We start from the raw sequence: 22820 nt of genomic DNA on the forward strand, positions 1-22820 counted from the left end.
ATAACAATAAGGATAGAACATAATCCAAAAGTTTAGTTTTGGATTATGTTTGGAACGATGTTAAATAGTTTCTTGACGTGGTGTAGCCGACGACAGAGCAAGACCACAAGGGAAGGAATTACTTTAAAGGGTCGTTATCAGGCAACGCCTTATGAATCCATAATGCTAATCTGTGTTTAATATTTGCCCCATCGAGTTTACTCTCTGGGAGAGGGGCAATTTGCTTAGCATCGACCAAGAACAGATAGATGGCTTTAACTCTGAGTGGTTGCGGAGAATCCGGCAAGTCAAACCCTTGCATTTTGGCCATCTTCCCGCCAATTTCTAACGCCTTTTTGACTAACTTATCTTCGTTACGGAGCTTCGCTGTTTTTGACATATCATCACACTCTCTTGTCGATTTTTTGTGAGTATACCAAGCTGAATAATTATCTTATTCACTAGGCTCTCAAATTGAGAAACAGTGTAAAGAAAAAAGCCAGTCAATGGATTTGACTGGCTTTCACTGTTCTAAGTTATTGCTGCTTTTGCAGCTTCTGTTTGGCTTCTTCTACTTTTGAAAAATCCAAGCCAAGCTCTTCGACGGCATCTTTGATAAGTGCAGGATTTTGCATCACCTGCCCCATAAGTAGTTGCAGTTTATCTTGAGGCAAACCAAGCTGCCCGATCGTCGCCATCGCCGCGAGTGGGTTTTGGGTTAACGTTTGAAAAAGCTCGTTAATTTGCTCATCGCTGATGTTGTTCTCTTTCAAAAGCGCAAGAATTGGATTCATTACAATACCTAATTTAAATTAGTGGGCTCATTATAGAGCGAGCGGTTAATCTTGATGTGGTGTTAACAGGTCGTCATTTCAAGTAGTTCAGCAAAGAAATTACACAGCACATCATCACTGGTAGCTTGTAAATTATCCCCCACATACCATTCCACTTTACAGTGATTTGGATGCTCCATACGCTGAGGCGTACCAAACCAGATGCCTTTTTCCATCGCCATCTGTTTTTGCACTTCTAACGCTTTTTCATAGCTGCAAGGCAAAATCAGGTGGAACATATTGGCTTGAGGCTGCGCTGGGTTCACCACCAATGACGGAAACGCCTCTAGCAGTCGATAGATTTGCTGGGTTCGCTCAAACAAATTCGGCAAATTTGCCAACCTGTCATCAAATTGCATCGCTGCAGAGACAATATAAGGAGTGCGTTGATAAAGGTTACCACCTTGTCGCTTCATCCAAATTGAAGCTTCTTCGATGAATTCTTTTGATCCCAACAACATCGATCCTCCTAACCCGCCGACTCCTTTATATAAAGAGACGTAAGCAGTATCGAACCCGTGGGCAATTTGTTGATATGTCTTTTGATAGTAAGCCGCACATTCCCATAAACGAGCTCCGTCCATGTGAAGGTGAATACCCTTGATTGCACAGTAAGACTTTATCTCTTCAAGATCTTCCCATTTTGGGAGTTGACCACCGATCTCACGCATCGGTAATTCGTATAAAACGGCAGCAATTTCATCCCGCCATGCTTGCAGGTCTTTTAGCGTCCATGGCTGATATGAGTTGCCAATAGGTAAGATTTTAAATCGGTCTTGCAGCTGATAATTTTGCTTTTCATGCACACAAATATGACTGGAAGAGTGCATCGCCACTATTGGGTTTCTTTTCTTACGCGCAACCATGTCCAGCACCGTTGGCTGGGTCATCGTGCCTGTCACGACGAACAGTCCGGCCTCGTAGCCCAACAAATCTGCGACTTTTTTCTCAAACGCTTGAATCGTTTCTCCATCACCATAAACATCGTGACTGACATTGTGCTCAGCGCACCAAGCTGCCATTTGAGTAAAATGTTCGGCAGGAGAATACTCTCGGTTTCCCGGTAAATGAAGATGGCAGTGCTTCTTTAGCTCGACACTCATTGTCCGTTCCTTAGATAGAGGTTTGCATTCAATCTATCCGCTTAATCCATTGGAGTAAATATCCTCACTTCACTTAATTCACGAGAGACTAGCATCAATGAAATAAGAACCATTGAACCTTAACGGTGCAAATGACATGATTGTCGTTACATCTCCTAAAATAAGTTCACTCATGCCGCTATCTCCCTTTTCTTTCGACCAAATTCCCGTCGGCATACGCTACATGATCCTTTCAGCGCTTGGTTTCGCGCTAATGTCCGCATGCGTTAAATATGTCAGCACTTACGGAATTCCTGTCTTCGAGATTGTCGCCGCTCGTGCACTTGTCTCACTGATCATTAGCTATCTAGATGTAAAACGTAAGCGTATTTCTGTTTGGGGTAACAACAGGCCACTCCTCCTAGTTCGTGGGACAGTGGGTACACTTGCTCTGATGTGCGTCTATTACTCGGTAACTACGCTGCCCCTTGCTGAAGCCACCATTTTGCAATACGTACACCCTGTGTTTACTGCGCTGTTGGGCGTGCTATTTTTGAAAGAACGCGTTCAGTCATCCACCATGGTTTGTATTGCGTTTTGTTTAGTGGGATTAATGGTGATGGTGCAACCAAGCCTGAGCAGCAGCGTCGCATATGATCTTCCGCTATTTAGCGTGATGACGGCACTAATTGGTGCAATGGGTAGCTCGATTGCTTACGTCATTGTCCGTAAGCTCAGCCAAACTGAAGACAGCTCGGTGATTATCTTCTATTTCCCTTTGGTCGCTCTACCTACATCGGTATTTTTAATGTGGGATGAGTTTATCTGGCCAAGCCTATACCTAACATTGATGCTTGTTCTAGTGGGCGTATTTACTCAAGTTGGGCAATATGGGTTAACCAAGGCGATGCAAACGCAAGCTGCTGGCAAAGCGTCTGCCTACTCCTATATTCAAATCGTATTTTCAGCGCTACTTGGCGTGTGGATATTTAACGAGGTTCCATCCTTTTGGACTTACCTAGGCGGAAGCTTGATCGTTACTGGCGCTCTCATCAACGTATTCGGTAGCAAAATGCTCAAACCATTTAAACGCGCAGAGTAATTTCGCACATACTTGCTCCGTGCTCCTCACAATATTGCTTAGGTTAGGTAAAGATTTGCTCACCACTTATGCAGCAAAAACATAACCCATTGATTTTTAACAAAATAAAAATCAGGCATAGCAGTTGCTCTTTAGTAATCGCACTTAAATGTTATTTGAACTTACTAAAGGAAGAAATACTATGCCAACTCCATGTTATATCTCTATTGATGGTGAAACTCAGGGCCTAATTACTGCAGGTGCTTGCACTGCTGACTCTATCGGTGACTCATTTGTTGAGGGACATGAAGATGAAATGCTAGTACAAAAGTTTGACCACACTGTGACAGTTCCAACAGATCCACAATCTGGTCAACCTTCAGGTCAACGTGTACATAAGCCGTTCACATTTACTGTTTCACTGAACAAAGCTGTACCTCTACTGTACAACGCACTGTCATCTGGTGAAAAAATGAAGACTGTTGAGCTTAAGTGGTACCGCACTTCAATTGAAGGTAAACAAGAGAACTTCTTTACCACTAAGCTTGAGAACGCATCAATTGTAGACATCAACTGCGAGATGCCGCACTGCCAAGACCCATCAATGTCTGACTTCACTCAAAATCTTACTGTTTCAATGTCTTACCGTAAGATCACTTGGGATCACGTTAACGCAGGTACGTCTGGTTCTGACGACTGGCGTAAACCTGTCGAAGCTTAATCGCTACGAGATCAATGGCCTACCCTACGGTGGGCCATTTATTGCTCTAATCAAGAGATGATCTGCATTGTCTCTTGATTAGAGTTTTAGTCATTTTGTAGGACCGCGCCAATGACCACTTTGAACTTTACAATCTCCGTAGATGGACTTAATTCTGATACCTTCGTGGTCAGAGAGTTTCAAGGCACAGAAACGCTCTCTCAGCACCAATTCGAGAGTGGCGAAATCTGCAACGGATACCATTACGATATTGAGTTAGCGAGTCGTCGACCTGATTTATGGGCACCGGACGTTGTTGACAAACCTGTCCAATTAACCTTGTATCGTAACGGTGAAGTTTCCCGCCGAGTTCATGGTATCGCGAGAAGCTTTAGTAAAGGCGACACTGGTCATCACCATACTTTTTACCGCCTTACCTTAGTTCCAGCATTAGAGCGACTATCACTTAGACATAACTGTCGAATCTTCCAGCTAAAATCCGTTCCTGAAATTCTCTCAATCTTACTTCAAGAGATGAAAATCGAAGACTTCGCGTTTTCACTTAAAAATGACTACAGCCTACGAGAATTCTGCGTTCAGTATCGGGAGACCGACCTTGCCTTTTTACAGCGCTTAGCTGCAGAAGAAGGGATAAATTACAGTTTTGCCTTTAAAAATGGTCAGCATACCCTGCTCTTTAGTGACGACAGTGCCACACTGCCTAACTTAGCAACCCCAGTATCTTTCAACTCGCTTGCTGGCGGCACAAGCGATACACCTTATATTTCCCACTTTGAAGTGTCAGCGTCTATCCAATCAAGTCACGTAGGAATGCAAGATCGAAGTTTTAAAAAGCCTCGCTACTCATTCCAGCAACACGTAAGTACCTCTGATGCCCACCAAGCAGATTCAATCTATGAACATTTTGATGCTCCTGGGCGCTTTAAAGACGATCAGTCTGGTCAGAAATATACTCAGACACGGTTAGAGTACCTTCGTAGAGATGCTCACCTAGCAAAAGGCGCCAGCAATGTGCCAATGCTTCAAGCTGGTTATCAGTTCGAGCTACAAGACCACTTTGATGACGCAATAAATCAAAACTGGATCATTATTTCTGTTGACCACTTTGGCTCGCAACCGCAAGCACTCGAAGAAGAAGCAGGATCGGGCGCAACCACCTATTCGAATACATTTTCTGTTATACCAAGCCAATATAACTGGCAGCCTACTCCTGAGCTTAAGCCGTTGATTCACGGACCTATGATGGCAACTGTTGTCGGGCCAGAGAATGAAGAAATTTACTGTGATGAATACGGACGAGTAAAGGTTCAATTTCCTTGGGATCGCTACTCAAACGGAGACGAACACAGCTCTTGTTGGGTACGTGTTTCACAAGCTTGGGCGGGCAGCCAATATGGCGTAGTCGCCATCCCTAGAATCGGTCATGAAGTGATTGTCGAGTTTCTTAATGGCGACCCTGATCAGCCGATCATTACCGGGCGAACTTATCACTTCACCAATACGCTGCCTTACCCTCTTCCAGAGCATAAAAGCAAAACGGTTATCCGCACTGAAACCCATCAAGGTGAAGGGTTCAATGAACTGAGTTTTGAAGATCAATCAGGACAAGAGCAAATTTATCTTCACGCCCAAAAAGACTGGGATAGTGAAGTTAACAATGACAGTACTTTGCATATCAAGCGCGATAAGCACCTCACAATTACGGGTACCCAACGAACTCAGGTTCTAGGTAATCAGCACCAAACGGTTGAAGGGGATGAAAGAGCCAAAGTTTCAAAAGATCAAACACTGATTGTTGAAGGCAGTCTGCACCTGAAAACCGGCAGTGTATGGGTCAACGATTCCGGTTCTGAAATTCACGTGAAGGCAGGCAACAAAGTCGTCATTGAGGCAGGTAGTGAGATAACCCTAAAAGCGGCAGGAAGCTTTGTTAAAGTCGACCCAGCGGGTGTGCACTTAGTCGGTGCTGGCGTGAACCTAAATTCAGGCGGCAGTGCAGGTTCAGGCAGTGGTTACTCAGGAAAGCTAGCAGAATTACCGACTACACATACCAATAATACCGTAGTCAACGAACTTGAAAAAAATACGGTCACTGCAACTAAACAAACCGCCGATGCGAATGTAGTGACTGAGCTGAGTACAATTACAAGTACAAAACTGGACTCTGGAAACAGACAACCGAAATCTAAAGCGTCAGAAGAGCCAAAAGAGTCGGAATCATCGTCATCAACTACCACTCAAAATAAACCGGACGACCAAGACTACATTCCATTTAATTTTTCGGGTTAAGCATATTCATGAAGTTTGTATTTCCTCTAACCAAAGAAGACGGTAGCGAGTTCAAAGATCAAAATGAACTAGAAACGCTGCTACAACACGAAAAAATTGGCCAGTTCGGATTTAACCCGAATAACTCATCTTGGCATGGCGGTATTCATTTTACCGACCAAAATACCCCTTGGCTTGAAAGTGATCGACCTGTTAGAGCCATTGCAGATGGAACTGTTGTCGCTTGCCGTGTAGGAAAAGAATATCAAACGTCTGAATTTATGGGAGAAGAGCTCCAATTCAGCAATGATTTCTGTTTGATTCAACACTCAGTGGCTAACCCTCAGAACAGTGACGATACGTTTACGTTTTACTCACTGTATATGCATCTAGCCCCGCTATGCGCCCCTCATAGAGAGGTTTCGGCAAATGCCCGCTACGAACTGACAAAAAACCAAAACATTCGCCTCGAAGCCGGTTTAAGTGCCAAAGAGGTAGTTTTAAGGGCTAGCTCTGTCATTGAAGCAACGAATGATGCTGCAGTTGCCGCCGATGGCTATATATTTAAAACATTTACCGTTATCAACAATCAGAACAACACAGATACAATCGCTGCTGAAGGGAACACTGTCTGGCTAGCGACACATAAAGAAAAACAACCAGTTGATATCAGTGATAGCTTCCTGACTGATTCTAGTCACACTACCTATGACATGGAAAACAGCGACTTTGACATGGCTGTTATTCCTTGTGTTCAAACAACGCAAAGATGGAGAGCACGAGCTAGCTCAGACATGTCCAAAGTCGCTCATACTTTAGCCGTAGAGAGTAAGCTATTGAGGCTAGAAAACATTGAGCCAGTAAGAAGCGGTAAATACCTTATGGCCGCCTATGAAATAATTGACAACAAAGGGGAACGGTCAACCAATGTCGACCTTTCGGCAGGCAGTACCATTTGGCTGGCTGTTTCTGAATATCCTGAGCCAACAGAGCTCTTTAGCACATTCACCAAAACCTACGCTATTCCTAGCTGGCTCTATACTGAAGTTGAAGGCCGCGTCAAAGTCGATAAGTTGACTGGAAGATCTGATCCTACTTCGAAAAATGGCGAGCTGAATGCAGGCGAAAAAATTTGCACGATCACTAAAGGAACCCGAGTTAAGTATTCAAAAGTTAAAGATTCCAGCATGCAATTCATCGGCAGTACTGAGCGTCACATGGCTCGTTGTTCCTTCCCTGATAACGATGTTAAGGGTGACGACGGCCAACCAGTTCCTGCCGCTTGGGTTTGCATTGAAGACAACTTAGTAGAAGTAGTACAACCAAAAACCGTGGAGCTAAGCTCTGATGGGGCTCACAAGGTAAACAGCTTTGGTGGTCGCTCGAAGCTAACCGTAAAAGCCGGAGATCCTATCGGTTACTTGGGTCGTTTTGACGCTGCTCAACTCGGCCAAAATAAACCCTATAAGAGTCGTTACCAAGTTCACTTTGAAGTATTCTCAACAGAACAACCACCTCAGTTTTTTATTGATATGTTCTTTGGTCAAACATCAAACACTGAGCCAGCCTCTGCTGACGCAACACAAGCCAATAATGACGATACTGTTCAATTTAAAATCGTTGAAGACAGTTTTGAAAGCGATGGTTTTCTTGATCAAGATGAACCATCAGAGTTTTTCCAACTTCTGTTCAAAAAACTCACTCTTGGTGCAGAAGATGTCCCTGGCTCTGATATCATCGAGAACTTAACTGATTGGGATAGTTGTAAGTATGCAATTACTAGGCATGCTAGCGAATGGGCCATCAAGTCAGGCGAAAAGCCTTTCTTAGATAAGTTAACTGAAAAATACAGCAACAATGACTTTAAAAAGCTAATAGAGCATGAAAAGAACCGTATAGATAACTTAATATGGATGCCTAATACACAGACGTTGAGTAAAACAAAACAGGTATGGAACTGGTGGCCTTTAAATACGTCGACCAAGAACAGCTTCACGTTTACCCTTGAGGTGTTACAGCTTATCTACCCAGAAGTAAAAGAATCTAATAAGAGGCAATTACAAGGTATCGTCGATGAACTCAATGCACATATCGAGTTTTATCAACTGGATACCCCTTTACGACGAACCCATTTTTTCGCTCAAATTATGCAAGAAACGGGGACTAATTTGCAGGTAGCGGAATATACTAACTACCGTATCACGACGCTTGATAAAGGCCCATTTTCTACGGCGAGAGGCCGTTATTACCCCCAAGATCACCCTAAACATGCAGGACAGAGGTACATTGACGTCCACGGAATACATGAGAAGAAAAACGGGGTTTTTCTTAAAAAAGATGGCACCAGACCAACATTAGACGATAAAAGGATACTGTTTAATGTTATGTATGGAGGGCGCCGCGAAATGAGGAACGGTGATTATCTCACCACAAATGATGGCTGGAACTTTAGGGGGAGAGGCCTAAAACAACTTACAGGCCGATATAATTACACAGAATTTAATAACTGGCACGCGACTAACCAATCTCAGTGGCCTAGTGATGTAATTGATACCATTAATCATCCTGAACTGTTATTAGATATAAAGTACGCCACTCGTTCTGCTGCGTGGTTTTGGGTAAGTAAGGGGATGGCCGTTATTACAGACAAATATGGTGCTACTGACGAGTCAGTAAACAGGGCCACAAAAATAATTAATGAGAACACTGACAGTTATCAAGCGCGCAGGAATAATTTTAAGTATTTATGGGAAAAACAGGTATTTAGATGAAAATAACAATGACTCTAGTCACTTTTGTAACTTGTCTTACTCTCGGTTCTTCTACGGCTTATGCCAAACATCCTCAAATCAGCGATGAATTAGATGGCTTAACGAAGACATTATGTAACGATGATGAAGATATCTATTATAACGCCCTACTTGACAACGGTAAGTTGGTCTCTTTGTGTGGTTATCAACATAAAAGTCCTGATACGGGATATGTAAAATATCGCTATGGAAAAGTGAATGATATAGAACTCGAGTACCCACAAGATAATAACGCTCCCAGAGGGCGATTTTTAACTTATAACATCCAACTTGGACCAAACGCTCAAGGACATGATATCTTCTTTTATATAGGAGAATATCGATATTCAATGACAGCCGTAGCAAGTGGTTGCGTACTTTCGGTGAGCAAAGGAAAGGAAACACTATTTATAGAGTCCTGTCAGAAAAAATCCTATTTAACCGACGAGTTAATAGACTCATCTCAATACATTAATGACAAAGAACTTTATACAAAATTTCCTCAACAGTTTCAGGACCCTAGTGAACCAGAGTTTCACTAAAGCGAACTTTGTTACGCTTATGCCCCTTAAGCTAAAAGCCCCGCAAATTGCGGGGCTTAGTTTTACTTCTAACTCAACTATTTAGTCGGCATCGGTAAGATTTCAAACAGACCATCAAACTTATCGAGTGAACCACCTAGTTGCTTGATAAGAGACGCGTCGCCTTTAATACCCGCTTGGCCTGACTTCACTAACTCATCTAGCGTTGTTTCACCTAGAACGACTCGCGTAAAGTCTGACTTGTGAATGATTAGCTCAACATCAACCGCTGGGATCTTCTCTACCTCAATGTTAGACATATTAGCGTTTGATACTTCACCGTAGTAGCGCTCTTCAATGTCTGGGTGGTAAACACCAAAGTTGAAGTTCAGCTCTGCTGCTTCTGCTTTCGGTGCATTCAAACTTACTGCGATAAAGTCTAAGAACATACCTGTTGGTGTATTAGCAATTACATCTTCAGACGCTAGTTTAATTGACGGTTGAATATCACCAGTACGTAGCTCTACTGCACCTTGTAGGTAGCTGTTACGCCACGCCATAGTTTCTGACTGGTAACCTTGCTGCTCAAAACTGTCTGCCAGTGCAAAACGGTAATCGATGTTGTTAGGGTCACACTGCACTAAGTCATTAAATAGCTGAGACGCTTCTTGGTATTCACCTTGGTTAAAGTGATTCATGCCTGCTTTGTACAAAGTGTCTGCGCCTGCCGCATTAACATAAACACATGACTTTTCGGTCGTTTGTAACGGATTAGTGTTCACTGGGTTCATGTCATGGTAGCCCAAGTATAAATTCACGACTGCGCGAGCATTATGGCTGTATGAACCGTGGTAACCATTAGTATGCCAAGTATCGATTTGTGATTGAGGAACAATCTTCTCAATCTCGCGGCCGACATCATGAATCGTTACGCCGTGGTTAGCCAAACGCATCGCTTGGTTATGAATAAAGCCATAGTTATCACGCTGCAGCGTCATGTATTCTGAGATTTCATTAACATCAGTATTGGCATTGTTCCAAACCGGCGCTGAGTGAGCCGCGTGAATATTGTCTACCAAGCCACTATCAACAAAGCGCATTTTTAGCTCAGTTAAGTACTTAGTCCAAACTAAAGAGTCACGAACTTTTGCACCACGGAAGGTGTAGATATTGTGCATACCATCATAGGTAAGCTCGGCGGTATTGAGCGAGCGATATTCAGGGACGTACAGTACAATCTCTGCAGGTGCTTCTGCCCCTGGCATATTGATCGCATGGAAGTCTAAGCCATCGATAGTGATTACTTTTTCGCGCTCTTGAATTTCATCCGTTGGCGCAACTAACGTTACTTCACCGCGTGACGTCCCCAAGCCTAGAGCATTATCAACAATACCTTTGGTGTTATTGTCTAACGTTGTGCCGTATTGGTAGTTGGCGCGTCGACCCATCGCAGTACCTGCGATCACGTTTTCATCGGCTAACTCTTTAATAAAGTCTTTTGGCGCATAGATTCGCGCATCTTCTGCAAAGTCACCAGATTCAACAACACCACGAGAGCCACCAAAGTGGTCAGCGTGCATGTGCGAGTAGATAAGTCCGGTGATTTTGTGCTCGCCGTTAATCGCAGGAAGGTGAGCCTTGGCAAACTCCCAAGAGGCCGCCGCCGCTTGTTTTGATAACAGCGGATCATGAATAACGTAGCCATTGTCAGTGCGGTAGATAGTCATGTTAGACAAGTCAGCACCGCGAATTTGGTATACGCCATCAGTCACTTCATACAAGCCACCAGCCGCGTAGTTGAGCATTCCCTGACGCCAGATAGAAGGGTTTACGCTTGGTGGTAGATCTTCTACTGACATATCCGTCATGTATTCAAAACGATTTTTTAGTTCACCCGCTTCGTGTGTGCCGAACTCAGCAATCAGGCCGCGAGTTGTACGCTCAAATGCAGATGTATCTTCCCATGGTAGGATTTTAGTCATCGCGGCATTCGCGTTCACTGTATGCTCGGTTGCAGGTTTACCTTCATAGGTATCGATTGATGCATAGTCATTGGCTGATGCGCCAAATGACATTACAACTGCGAGAGAAAGAACTGAAGGAGCAAATCGAGTTTTCATGATGAACCTCTTGGGGTTTGATATCGGGTATGAAGCTAATTTACCCCGTTGACACATAGCAATACATGCATGAAACTATATTTAATACATCACAAACTGCTATGTGTTAGAGATCATGCTAAACAATTTAGACTTAAACCTACTTAAAGTATTTGTCGCCGTTTATCGACATAAGTCCATAACCCTAGCCGCAGAAGAGATGGGTATGACTCAACCTGGCGTAAGCGGCCTATTGAAGCGACTGCAGCAACAAGTTGGCAGCCAACTGTTTGTGCGTTCTGGCCGAGGCATTGCCCCCACTCACCACGCACAAGAATTGATACGTCATATCGAACCCGCACTCATTCAGATCAATAATGCCCTTGAGAGTCTCGACGGATTTAGCACAGAGAACCCTCGGAAATTTGTGATTTATACCTCTGAGCCAGTGATGCTGATGCTGTTACCTAAGATTGAAGCCGATACCACGCTTGGCAATGTCACGATCGAATTACAGCCTACTCACTCCAATGAAGACAACCTACTTCATGGTCTAAATCAACACCAAGCGGATCTCGCTATCGAATTTGCAGATTATTCAACCAGTACATTTTTTTCAGAGCCCTTGTTTGAAGACAAGATCTGCATCATTGCGAGAAAAGATCACCCGCGCGTGTCTACTCAGCTCACTATCGAGCAGTTCTATAGCGAGAAACACATCACCCTAAAACTGCGCCGCGAAGACGCTTATCTTGCTGACTATTTCACAGAAGAGAGCTTACATGATCGTAAAGTCGCGGCGGAATGCACCTCATTAGTGTCACAAATGTCGATGGTCTCAACCAGTGATTGTATCGCGACTATGACTGAGAGCATTGCCAAGCGTTTCGCTGAAAAGTTAGAGATCCAAGTTCTGCCAACTCCTTTTACTGACATTCCAATTCGCTATCGATTGATGGCGCACAATAGAGAGCGGAAAAGCCCATCCAACATGTGGCTAAGGGAGAAGCTAAGGTCTTACTTTGCTAACGAATAGAGTTGCACCCTTATCAGTGTAATTTGTAGAACCTTAACCACTTTATGGTGAAAAGCCTTGCCTCTCGTTATTGACTCCGATAAGAATGGCACGTAATTGAAACGTTAATCTACGGACAAATATGGATCTCAACCTGCTTAAGACATTCGATGTGGTTATGAAAACACGTAGCGTAAATGAAGCGGCTGACAGCTTAGGGATTACGGCTCCTGCCGTCAGCCATGCGCTCAATCGACTACGTGAACAGTATCAAGACCCACTGTTTATTCGTAAAGGACGAGGAATTGCACCCACCAATTTCGCTATCGAATTGCATGAAGAGATCCAGCAACCTTTAAACCTACTATTAAATGGTGCTAAATCGAGGCAGCATTTTAATTCTGAAATGAGTCAGCGTACATTTCGTATCTCCAGTCACAAAGACCTAGATTTGATATTATTGCCGCCGCTGATTGAGTATCGAGACCAATACGCTCCAAACGTCAAACTATCAGCAGATGTCGAACACGTTGATGAGAGTAATCGCCAAGATGATTTACGTATGCGTAAAGTGGATCTGATTATCACCACGACGCCTCTTGATGAGCACGGCTATCACAATGAATTTCTATTCAACCTGCCACTAGTCGTAGTGTGCAGCAAAGATCACCCGCGAGTCCAACGCTCACTCGACCATGCGCAGTTCTTTGCCGAACGTCATTTGCTGTGGGGAACGCAGCGCCTCAATCAAGATATCCTCGACTCGTTGGCCTGCAAACCGCAACCCTCACGAAATATCGTCTATAAAACGGATTCGATCTGTAATGCGGTCATGATGGCCGCGCAAACCGATTGGTTATGTGTCACAAGCCAATGGCATGCAGACTTACTTGCTCCTAGCCACCAGTTGCAGGTGTTTCAACTCCCATTTGAATCAGTACCTTTGCCGGTGTACATGACTTGGCACCACTCTCAACAACAAGATACGGGACATCAATGGTTAAAAGAGTCCTTACTGGCAGTGACTAAAGAACACCGATAATATAAATATGGATTAAATAAAACTAAATCCACATTTAAACTTTAAGCCATCGATTGATAAATTAAGACATTTTATTATCTCCTCATCGACGAACGCATACCCGTTCGCACTTTCAGAGAGAGATAAGTTATGAACTTTCAAAAATCAATCGTGTCTTTAGCTATCGTTGCTACTCTTGCTCCAGCATTCAGTTTCGCTGCACCAACAACCAGTGCACCGAAAGAAGCTTCAAACTTCACTATTGCGAAAAACGACCAGCTGAAACAATACCTCAACTTCGACAATCAGAGTGACTTTGACGATGCTTCTCGTGGCTTCATTGCCACTTGGCCAGAGAAAACCATTACAGACGCCAGCGGCAAAATCATTTGGGATTTCAGTAAATACGACTTTATCGATCAAGGTAAAGATACGGAGACCATTAACCCGTCACTACTGCGTCAAGCAAAGCTAAATAACCTTGATGGCCTATTCAAAGTGAAAGAAGGCATCTACCAAGTTCGCGGTTTTGATCTTTCAGTGATGTCCTTCATTCGAGGTGATGATGGCTGGGTCGTCGTTGATCCACTTATCTCCCCAGAAACTGCCGCTGCAGGCTTAAAATTGCTGCGTGACAACGTTGAAGACTTACCGGTTACAGGGGTTATTTTCACTCACTCGCACGTTGACCATTTCGGCGGTATCTTGGGCGTAACTAGCCAAGAAGACATTGACGCAGGTAAGGTCGATATCCTTGCGCCCGAGGGCTTCTTCTCTCACTCCATTGCTGAGAACTTAATGGCAGGTAATACCATGTCACGCCGAGCATCATACATGTACGGTAACTTGCTTGATGCAAGCAGCAAGGGCCAAGTCGATGGTGGTCTAGGTAAAACTACTTCTTCAGGAGCTCCGGGGATTGTAAAACCGACCCATATTGCCAATATCACAGGTCAAGAGATGGAAGTTGATGGTGTTGAATTAGAAGTCGTGATGGCACAAGAATCAGAAGCGCCATCGGAGTTCATGTTCTACTTTCCACAGTACAAGACCATGATGGCAGCAGAAGTGATGACGCACACCATCCACAATATTTCAACGCTACGCGGTGCTAAGACTCGTGATGCCTCTTCTTGGGCACAGTACATTGATGAAGCGCTGCATACCTACGGCGATAAAGCGGATACCATGATTGCGTCGCACCACTGGCCAACCTTTGGTAAAGAAAAGATCCAAAACCAGCTAGAAAAAACACGCGACATGTACAAATTTGTCCATGACCAAACGCTTCGCCTAGCAAACAAAGGTTACACGCCCAATGAGATTTCAGCATCAATTAAGCTGCCAGATTCATTAGGTAAAGAGTGGTACAACCGCGGTTACTACGGCACGGTATCGCACAACGCACGTGCAACGTATGACTTCTACTTTGGCGCATGGTGGGACGGCAATCCAGCTAACCTAAACCCGCTAACACCAACTGAGCAAGGCACAAAATATGTCGAAGCAATGGGCGGAGAAGACAAGGTTATCGACCTCGCTGAAGCAGCAATTGAAAAAGGCGAATACCGCTGGGCAGTGACGCTACTGAACAATGTGACCTTCGCAAATCCAGAAAATATGGATGCTCGCTACCTAGAAGCAGATGCAATGGAGCAACTAGGTTACCAAGCAGAATCTGGCCCATGGCGTAACTACTACCTAGGCGGTGCAAAAGAGCTTCGTCAAGGTATCAAACCAGTCCCAACGCCAAACACAGCGGCGATCGCTAAAAACATGCCGTTTGACCAGTTCATGAACTACTTAGGTGTTACGGTAAAACCTGACGCGGCCAAAGGATTAGACCTTAAAGTCAATATCGACGTGAAGGGCGACGGTCAATACGCAATGGATTTAAGCAACTCAGTACTTAAGTCTTACTCTGACAAACAATTTAGCGATGCTGACCTGACGATTACTATGACCCGTCAAGCATTTGAAAACATGATGACCAAACAAGCAACACTGCAAGAGGAAATCAAAGCTGGTGACTTTAGAGTCTCTGATCAAGTTGCATTCAACAAACTCATGTCCGTGTTTGATCAATTTGATATGTGGTTCGGTGTTGTCACGCCGTAAAGCATAAAAAACCAAATAGTTGTTTAAGTCAAAGCCCGTCTAGTCCACGGGTTTTTTTTGATCCCAACCGATCCGTCAAGCCATTGCCAAACATAGCCCGCAAAGCCATAACGACTTGTTAATAAAAACATTGGAAGTGGGTTTACCCGTTTTACACACAGTGGTTTAGACCGCTATGATAAGAACATCACACACAGAGCACATATGGAAATGATGTTCAAACTCCCTCTTATTACGGCACTGAGTTTACTCCTTGTCGGTTGCGGTCAACTCATGTCACTGCGTTCTGATCTGAAGACGGTTGATAGCATCTACGAAGAGTTTAGTATTCATGTTCCTGAGGCAGATAAGAAACAACGCCATATCATCGTCCAACTCAGTTCTCTTGATAAACAAAGCGTCCTGATGGTCAACTCAATGGAAAAAGTCGACCAAGCTTCCTTGCCCTCTTTTTTCGATTTAGCAGACTCTATTTTTATCTTCCAAGATCAAAACCTCGACTTTACCTATCAACTTGACGAACCCAGTTACCTGTTTGAAAAAGATAATCTGGTCGACAATCACGTTCTGCTCACACCGTCACTGCGACTAAGCCAAGGAATCCCTGCCCTTAAAGGTTTATCGGTCATACCCTATTTAGAACTCAAAGTTGAACAAGAACGCGTTGGCCGCGTAGTGACGCTAAACAACACTGCTTTTTCCAAAAACGCCAAAGAAATGGGCATGTGGCAGCCGATGAAGTTTATCGAGCAAGACTATGCCGGTATTTTCTTCTTAGAGGAGTACAGCCCAGAAAAAATACCAGTGTTGTTTATTCATGGGATGGGCGGCAGCGCTCAAGACTTTGCAGAGATGATTCACCATCTTGATCGGGATAAATATCAACCATGGTTAGTGAATTACCCTTCTGCGTTGTCGCTGACTTTCTTATCTCATTCTGTAGCCGGTATGATGAGGCAACTCAAGCAACAACATGATTTTCGCCCCGTTCATATCGTCGCGCATAGTATGGGAGGGGTTTTAACGCAGCGATATTTGAATGTTTGTAGTGTGGGCAACCGCTGCAATTCGATTCAATCGTTCACCTCCATTGCTTCACCATTTGGGGGAGTCCCATCTGCCGAGTCCGGAGTGAGATATTCTCCTGTCGCGATGCCATCATGGACAGGCATAATGCCAAACGGCCATGCGATTAAAAACCTTTTCCCAACCGATATAAACGGCCTACGTCCACCACACTTATTAATCTTTGGTTATAACAAAGGCGCAGGAGATATTGGGGCCAGCAGCGATGGAACCATCTTATTGAGCAGTCAATTGAGACAAGAAGCACAACTACAAGCTGAAGCTATTTATGGCTTTAACTACAACCATAGCGATATTCTCCGACAGGCGGAGGTGTACACTAAGATCGATAGCTTCTGGCAGCAAGTGGAAGGTAAGCAGTAACAGCCAGTCATGGGAATAACTGGCTTTGTAAGAGACTAGAACTGGTAGTTTATTTCAACTCGTTGATTGCCTTCTTTAAGCGACTGATCTTGAGTCCAGTTAGCAAAATAGCGCACATTAAATCTCGGCGTAAATTGATAAGAGAGTGATACTTCATTGGCTAACACGTCGCTCTTTCCTTGACCGAAGGCGGATTCCATAAAGTCATCCGAACCTGCTATCGCGGTTAACCACATTGGGTTGTAGTTCAACCAAAGCTTATCCGTGATAGCAAGTTTACTGTACATCCCAACCACGCCATATACACCGGGTATGGTATAGCCAACCGTCCTATCAATGGGATAGCTTCCTGATTCGGTATCTAATGTGGTGTCCACCTGACCATTGTTGACTCGTACACCCGCTCCGGCCAATGGATAGAGTTGTAGCGCCCCCCACTTTGGCAAAGCTTGAATGACGCTATACGACGTATCTAGCAGCTCTTTCTCGACGTTATAGTTCATATCTAACTGCGCACCGCGGCCATTGGTAGTATCGACACTAAAGTTGCGAATGCGCACGCTATCAATAGAATCGTCACGCTGGCTTGAGCCACTCCAACCTAACTGTTCACCCGCAATGCCTTTTACTTCAATGATGTTCATCGCCATAGTGTCAGGATTGCCAGTGTCATAGCTTTGACCAAGTTTTAGGTTTAGGCCTTTATCCGATACACCAAATCCTCCTTGAGTGTACACAGCTAATGGGTCCGACATGTCTTGTACTTGGTCTGTGCTAGAATCCGTTACTTGTGCATGAGACAACGCTGAAAACAAGGTCAACGTGATAACTTTAGGGATGGGATGTTTCATATCTCTCTCAGTGTTATTGATGAAAACATCAAAATCCTAAAAGCTTCGATCCAAACAATCGATAGAGCGAAGATAAACAGTCAATTTAGTCGGATTCAATTGATAATTGCTATCTATGGGTTCGAGTAGCAGCAATCAAAAAGCCCATTAAGTCATCAATCAACTTTACAATTACGCCAACACTCAGTGTCAAAGCATTACACTAGATAATAGAGATTGTGCTAAAGTCCGCCGCTGCGTTTTACCGTATCTTTATTGTTTTCAATGCTGCTAAATAAAAGGCCTCGCATATGTCATTTTCTACTCTTTCATTCAGCTCTGAGCTTATCCACGCACTGCCTCAAGGCTTCCAAAAGCCAACTGATATTCAAGCATTGGCGATCCCTGAACTGATGGCGGGTAAAGACGTATTGGCATTGGCAAATACTGGCAGTGGCAAAACACTGGCTTATGGACTGCCATTGCTGGAAAAACTAAAAGCAGACACCAAGCAGCAAGCATTGGTTTTGGTACCAACCCGTGAACTGGCGATTCAAGTCAGCGAAGCGCTCAATCAAGTTGGTCAAACGCTAGGTCTAAATGCAGTGTGCTTATGTGGCGGCGTCGATAAAGAACTGCAACAACAAGCGTTAGCTGACAGTCCAAACATCTTGGTTGCGACAACTGGGCGTCTGGTTGATTTAGCCAATAACGGTTTGGACTTAAGCCAAGTTGATTATCTTGTTTTGGATGAAGCTGACCGTCTACTGGATATGGGCTTTTGGCCAGATGTACAAACGATCGCATCACAAGTCTCAGCTAAGCGCCAAACCGCAATGTTCTCGGCGACCTTCTCCGATGACCTAAAGCAAAAAGCACAGCAGTTGATGCTCGCCCCAAAACAGGTCGCCGCGCATCAAGAAAACAGTACCAACCAAGATATTGCCGAGACGCTCTATCTGGTAAATAAGGGCAGTAAAACTAAAGCCTTGATTGAACTTATCAAGCAGAATACGTGGTCACAGGTATTGGTGTTTATTGGCGCGAAAGAGAACGCCGATGGCTTAGCGAAAAAGCTCAATAAAGCCGGTATTACAACTAACGCTTTACATGGTAATAAGAGTCAAGTGGAGCGTGAAGAAGCGTTGACTCTGTTTAAGTCGGGGAAAACAAACGTACTGATCGCAACCGATCTATTAGCGCGCGGGATCCACATCGAACAGCTTCCTGTGGTCATAAACTTTGAACTGCCTATGCACGCCGAGACTTATGTTCATCGCGTCGGACGTACTGCTCGCGCAGGTAAACAAGGCGTGGCGATGTCTTTAGTTTGCCATGGCGAAACTGAAGCACTCAATGCCATTCGCCAGCTGACTCAACGAGAATTAGCAACACAAGACCTTGAAGGCTTTCCGGTGACAGACAAGCCGTCAACGGGTGAGAGCAAACGTGCCCCACGTGATAAGAAAGCCAACCGCCGAACCAATGCTAAAAAGAGCGTTAAGCAGTTCCAAGGTAAGCCGAAACGCCAAGCTCCGCGATCGAAATAACCTCTCAAGAAGCCACTTACGTCTCTGACGCTTTGTAAGTGGCTCAATCCAAATCCGTTCGAATTAAACTTGTACTATGTCACTCACTTCTCGGCGCGGTGACGGGGGAGTCAATTCTGACTTACCCAAACGGAACAACATTTGTACGGTTTGATTCGATGAAATTGAGTAATGCTGTTTGAACTCATCTTGTAACGGCAACATATCTGAATATTCTTGTAGGATCTGGCTCATTGGATGTTGAGCCAACCCTAGCGACGTCGTCACTAAGTTGATTCTTTGATAAATGCGCCCACATTTGACTTGCGCTAAACGACTATTTTCGTTACTCACTAATAAGCCAAAGTGAGGAGCGTTCTCTGCTGCTTTTTGCGTTGCTTTAATACCTTCTTCACCAAAACGCTTCGGGTCACTCTCGGCGTTTTCACGAGTCACAAACAGTTTTTCAGCTAACCAACGTTTCGCGCCAGAAACGCCATTTTGTGCCAGACCAAAACCATCTCGGTGCTGAGCAAACTCATTGTCATTGAAACGGAACATGGCAATTGTCTCCAAGCTCCTTGCCGCTTGCTGCTCTTCGATCGTCATTGCTTGAGTAAGAAATTGGCTCATGGCCCCATTGTCACTCTTTGCATCAATGAACTTCATCGCGAAACCATCACCACCAGCAATGCTCTTAATACGCTCCAATTGTTCCTCAGCTACTATATCTGGCTGATAAGGTGTCTTTGTCGATTGACGAATTGCGAGGTAACCAAACAGAGGATCGGCTTGTACCTCTGAATCGGGAATTAAGGTAATCGCTGCGACCGGCTTTTCTTCAAGACTCTGATTGTCGTACTCCCCTTGCGGAAAATACTCAACGTCAGCTCGAATACCAAAACGAGTCGCCGCAATCACTAACCCTTCAATAAACGTTCCCTGACCGATATGAATTTGACGATGAATCGGATCAGTCTGAGGTAACAGGCGCTCGGAATCCACATAAAGAAGAATCTGTTGTTGATTTGGTAAAGCTACCTTCCATGGCTGAATATTGTGTGGGTTTGCACTTAGCATTGCGTAGCTTAACAGTGTCTTTCTTATATCGTCATAGGTATGCGTCGGCCGATAAGTGGCACCATTGGATGTGTTCAACTGATTGACTAAAATTGGACTCGCCGCGAGAACAACGCCGCCTGCCCCTAAGACTTTGATAAAATTTCTTCTGTTCATGTTATCCCTTGCTCTGCTAGAATCATTCCATGGAATGAATATACATTCCAAGGAATATAAATCAAGGATATTCTATAAAATGTTGACAGAAAAACAGCAAAATTCATTCAAGATATTGATATCACTTGGAATAATAAATCAACTAACTGACGCCTGGTTAAGTAAGGCTTTGACACCTCATGGCATTAATCAATCTCAGTTCAATCTACTCAATCACTTCTCTCGTCACCCAGACAAAGAGCAGACGATCAGTCAGCTAGCAGAAGTGATGCAAATGAATCAGCCCGGCATTACTAAGGTGGTGAACAAGCTTTCTGAGATGGATTTGATAGAGATTCGCAAAGACGATCACGATGGACGCAAAAAATGGATCTGTATTAATCAACAAGGGTTGGACAAGGTTCAAAGTGCTTTTTTTAGCTTTCTACCCACCGTTGACCAATGCTTTGAGCAATGGAATGACAAACAACTTGAGGAGATGCTTGAGCACTCTCAAAGATTACAAACTTGGTTGGATAATAATCGCAACGCTTAAAAATGGATATAGAAAAGCCACGTCCTTAGCTTTGAAACGTGGCTTATGAATTTGGTGCCATTAGAAGGAAATTACCCAGCGGTGGGGCCAACTAAGCGCATTTCCCAATCTTCAACTTCGCCGGTTTCTAGGCGGCGTTCGACAAGCTTATCCCAAGAGTCGACCAGCGGTAGTTCCGCTAATTGGTTAAGTTCTTCTTTATCTAGGCAGCCCGTAAATACGGCACCCATGATGCGAGACAGTGGCCAGTCAGGATATGGCCTTTCAACCAAAATAATCTCATCACCGGCACCGATATCACCCTGCTCCAAAACTCGGAAATACCAACCTGTTCGAAGTGTGTCTTGCACTCTTTTCGCCATATCGTTTTGATCAAAACGCACATTGAGTTTCCAGCAAGGCATACGTCCTTGAGATACTTCCAATAAGGTTGAGCCAATGCGAATCTTATCTTTCAAGCAAATCGACTCTTCTGTCACACCATTTGAGCTAAGGTTTTCACCAAACGCACCAGCAGATTTAAAAACGGCTTTGTCGCCAATATCTTGCTGCCAGACAGAATAATGTTCGCTCGGGTAGATATGTAGGGCTTTTTGAATGCCACCATGAAAACGCGGATCACCTTGCTCGTCATTAGTGAAACCAAGTTCTGTCGCGAGCTGACGGTGCGATAAAACCTGTTTGTTGATCGCGCTGTTTGCACCATGTGCGAAAGCAACGGTTTTACCTGCTAATACGCTGTTTACGACACCTAACTTCTTCATATTCATCCCTCTATTGCTAGCAACCTGATTGCACATTCTGACTTCATTCACTTTGTTGAGCATGATAGCCTAGTGAACATATGTCAGTGTAGAGCCGTAAGGACAACTAATGACGCCAACCCGCCAAATCGATACTCACTCCGGTGTTATGACCTCAAATGAGATGATGGCTGCTAATCCTCACTCACCTGCTTTGGTAAAGACTATCAACATGCCCAAAGGTTATATCGACGCCATGCACCAACACACGTGGCATCAAGTTATCTTCCCGATCAAAGGGTTGCTGCAAACCAAAACTGACCACTACCAGCATCTTGTGCCCCATACGTCTGCGCTGTTTGTGCCTGCAGGTATTCAGCATGAATCTATTGCACTAAGCCATACGATATTTGTCGGCATTTACCTTAACCCTGTTTTCGGTACTGAGTATGAGCATCAAGTTCGAACCATCACATTGACACCGTTCTTGAATGAGTTACTACAAGAAATACGCCGCCAATGTGAAGGGCTTGTGACTGATGAAGAAGTATCTAACCTTCTCGCAGTCCTGCATGATCAAATCATGAAAGATAACGTACAGACGTTTCAGTTGTTACTACCAGAAGATAGGCGCTTAAAGCTGATATTCGAAGCGCTGACTGAGACGCCAGCATTGGATTGGTCACTCAAAGAGTGGGGAGAGAAAGTCGGTGCATCGGAACGAACCTTGTCGCGCTTGTTCTCCAAAGAGTTCAATACGTCGTTTCAGCTGTGGCGACAACAAATCAGGCTGATTTACTCACTCTCTCTGTTAGACGAGGATCTATCAATTCAAAGCATTGCCGACCAAGTGGGGTATCAAAACGACTCTTCTTACATCAAAGCGTTTAAAGTGTATTTTGATGTCACTCCACAGCAATTTCGAGTTAATGGCCGGCGTTGACGATAGACAGAGTGCTTGGCTTACATTG

Annotated in this window: 19 protein-coding genes; 12 read left to right on the forward strand and 7 right to left on the reverse strand. The window is 44.3% G+C overall.

Annotated elements, in window-relative coordinates:
- Positions 1-118: 118 nt before the first annotated feature.
- From VIA_RS08725 to VIA_RS08735, 3 genes are all read right to left on the reverse strand, one after another.
- The gene (locus VIA_RS08725) at positions 119-379 is read right to left on the reverse strand and encodes a DUF5062 family protein (protein ID WP_004412475.1); all 261 of its coding nucleotides are present in this window, start codon (positions 377-379) and stop codon (positions 119-121) included.
- 136 nt (positions 380-515) lie between these two features.
- Positions 516-773, reverse strand: a complete 258-nt coding sequence (locus VIA_RS08730; protein ID WP_004412476.1) for a DUF2999 family protein — start codon at positions 771-773, stop codon at positions 516-518.
- Positions 774-835: 62 nt separating this feature from the next.
- On the reverse strand, positions 836-1915 hold the full coding sequence (locus VIA_RS08735; RefSeq protein WP_004412477.1) for a threonine aldolase family protein: 1080 nt from the start codon (positions 1913-1915) through the stop codon (positions 836-838).
- Between the two features lie 172 nt (positions 1916-2087).
- Between VIA_RS08735 and VIA_RS08740 the strand changes: the two genes are divergently transcribed.
- The 5 genes from VIA_RS08740 (at position 2088) to VIA_RS21545 (ending at position 9295) form a co-directional block, all read left to right on the forward strand.
- Positions 2088-2996 carry a DMT family transporter gene (locus VIA_RS08740; protein ID WP_174269825.1) on the forward strand — a complete coding sequence of 303 codons (909 nt, stop codon included), beginning with the start codon at positions 2088-2090 and terminating at the stop codon, positions 2994-2996.
- Between the two features lie 181 nt (positions 2997-3177).
- Entirely contained in the window at positions 3178-3696 is a 519-nt protein-coding gene (locus VIA_RS08745) for an Hcp family type VI secretion system effector (protein ID WP_004412480.1), read from the forward strand.
- 111 nt (positions 3697-3807) lie between these two features.
- On the forward strand, positions 3808-5985 hold the full coding sequence (locus tag VIA_RS08750) for a type VI secretion system Vgr family protein (RefSeq protein ID WP_004412481.1): 2178 nt from the start codon (positions 3808-3810) through the stop codon (positions 5983-5985).
- 8 nt (positions 5986-5993) lie between these two features.
- Entirely contained in the window at positions 5994-8735 is a 2742-nt protein-coding gene (locus VIA_RS08755) for a glycoside hydrolase family 19 protein (RefSeq protein WP_004412482.1), read from the forward strand.
- Positions 8732-9295: a hypothetical protein gene (locus VIA_RS21545; RefSeq protein WP_004417289.1), complete on the forward strand. Its 564-nt coding sequence runs from the start codon at positions 8732-8734 to the stop codon at positions 9293-9295. The genes VIA_RS08755 and VIA_RS21545 overlap by 4 nt, the downstream gene beginning before the upstream one ends.
- Before the next feature lie 77 nt (positions 9296-9372).
- On the opposite strand, the gene VIA_RS08765 is transcribed toward VIA_RS21545, so the two are convergent.
- The gene (locus VIA_RS08765; protein ID WP_004412483.1) at positions 9373-11394 is read right to left on the reverse strand and encodes an alkyl/aryl-sulfatase; all 2022 of its coding nucleotides are present in this window, start codon (positions 11392-11394) and stop codon (positions 9373-9375) included.
- A gap of 115 nt (positions 11395-11509) precedes the next feature.
- Between VIA_RS08765 and VIA_RS08770 the strand changes: the two genes are divergently transcribed.
- The 4 genes from VIA_RS08770 to VIA_RS08785 all read left to right on the forward strand — a co-directional run bounded on the left by VIA_RS08770 (position 11510) and on the right by VIA_RS08785 (position 16976).
- On the forward strand, positions 11510-12409 hold the full coding sequence (locus VIA_RS08770) for a LysR family transcriptional regulator (protein ID WP_004412484.1): 900 nt from the start codon (positions 11510-11512) through the stop codon (positions 12407-12409).
- Between the two features lie 121 nt (positions 12410-12530).
- Positions 12531-13430, forward strand: coding sequence for a LysR family transcriptional regulator (locus VIA_RS08775; protein WP_004412485.1), 900 nt, complete (start codon positions 12531-12533; stop codon positions 13428-13430).
- 129 nt (positions 13431-13559) lie between these two features.
- Entirely contained in the window at positions 13560-15527 is a 1968-nt protein-coding gene (locus tag VIA_RS08780; protein ID WP_004412486.1) for an alkyl/aryl-sulfatase, read from the forward strand.
- Between the two features lie 204 nt (positions 15528-15731).
- Positions 15732-16976, forward strand: a complete 1245-nt coding sequence (locus VIA_RS08785; protein WP_004417287.1) for an alpha/beta fold hydrolase — start codon at positions 15732-15734, stop codon at positions 16974-16976.
- Between the two features lie 35 nt (positions 16977-17011).
- On the opposite strand, the gene VIA_RS08790 is transcribed toward VIA_RS08785, so the two are convergent.
- Positions 17012-17827, reverse strand: coding sequence for a hypothetical protein (locus VIA_RS08790; RefSeq protein WP_004412488.1), 816 nt, complete (start codon positions 17825-17827; stop codon positions 17012-17014).
- A gap of 290 nt (positions 17828-18117) precedes the next feature.
- On the opposite strand from VIA_RS08790, the gene VIA_RS08795 reads away from it, so the two are divergent.
- A complete protein-coding gene (locus tag VIA_RS08795; RefSeq protein ID WP_004412489.1) occupies positions 18118-19356 on the forward strand; it encodes a DEAD/DEAH box helicase in 1239 nt (412 codons plus the stop codon).
- Between the two features lie 63 nt (positions 19357-19419).
- Here the strand turns inward: VIA_RS08795 and VIA_RS08800 are convergent, their stop codons facing one another.
- Positions 19420-20571: an Acg family FMN-binding oxidoreductase gene (locus VIA_RS08800; RefSeq protein ID WP_004417282.1), complete on the reverse strand. Its 1152-nt coding sequence runs from the start codon at positions 20569-20571 to the stop codon at positions 19420-19422.
- Between the two features lie 79 nt (positions 20572-20650).
- Here VIA_RS08800 and VIA_RS08805 point away from each other — a divergent pair, with 79 nt between their 5' ends.
- Positions 20651-21106 carry a MarR family winged helix-turn-helix transcriptional regulator gene (locus VIA_RS08805; RefSeq protein WP_004417280.1) on the forward strand — a complete coding sequence of 152 codons (456 nt, stop codon included), beginning with the start codon at positions 20651-20653 and terminating at the stop codon, positions 21104-21106.
- A gap of 71 nt (positions 21107-21177) precedes the next feature.
- Here VIA_RS08805 and VIA_RS08810 read toward each other — a convergent pair whose 3' ends face one another.
- Positions 21178-21870 carry an MOSC domain-containing protein gene (locus VIA_RS08810; RefSeq protein ID WP_004417279.1) on the reverse strand — a complete coding sequence of 231 codons (693 nt, stop codon included), beginning with the start codon at positions 21868-21870 and terminating at the stop codon, positions 21178-21180.
- Between the two features lie 109 nt (positions 21871-21979).
- Here VIA_RS08810 and VIA_RS08815 point away from each other — a divergent pair, with 109 nt between their 5' ends.
- A complete protein-coding gene (locus tag VIA_RS08815) occupies positions 21980-22792 on the forward strand; it encodes an AraC family transcriptional regulator (RefSeq protein ID WP_004412498.1) in 813 nt (270 codons plus the stop codon).
- Positions 22793-22820: the final 28 nt, after the last annotated feature.

This window comes from Vibrio orientalis CIP 102891 = ATCC 33934 (genome assembly GCF_000176235.1).
Taxonomy (GTDB): Bacteria; Pseudomonadota; Gammaproteobacteria; order Enterobacterales; family Vibrionaceae; genus Vibrio; species Vibrio orientalis.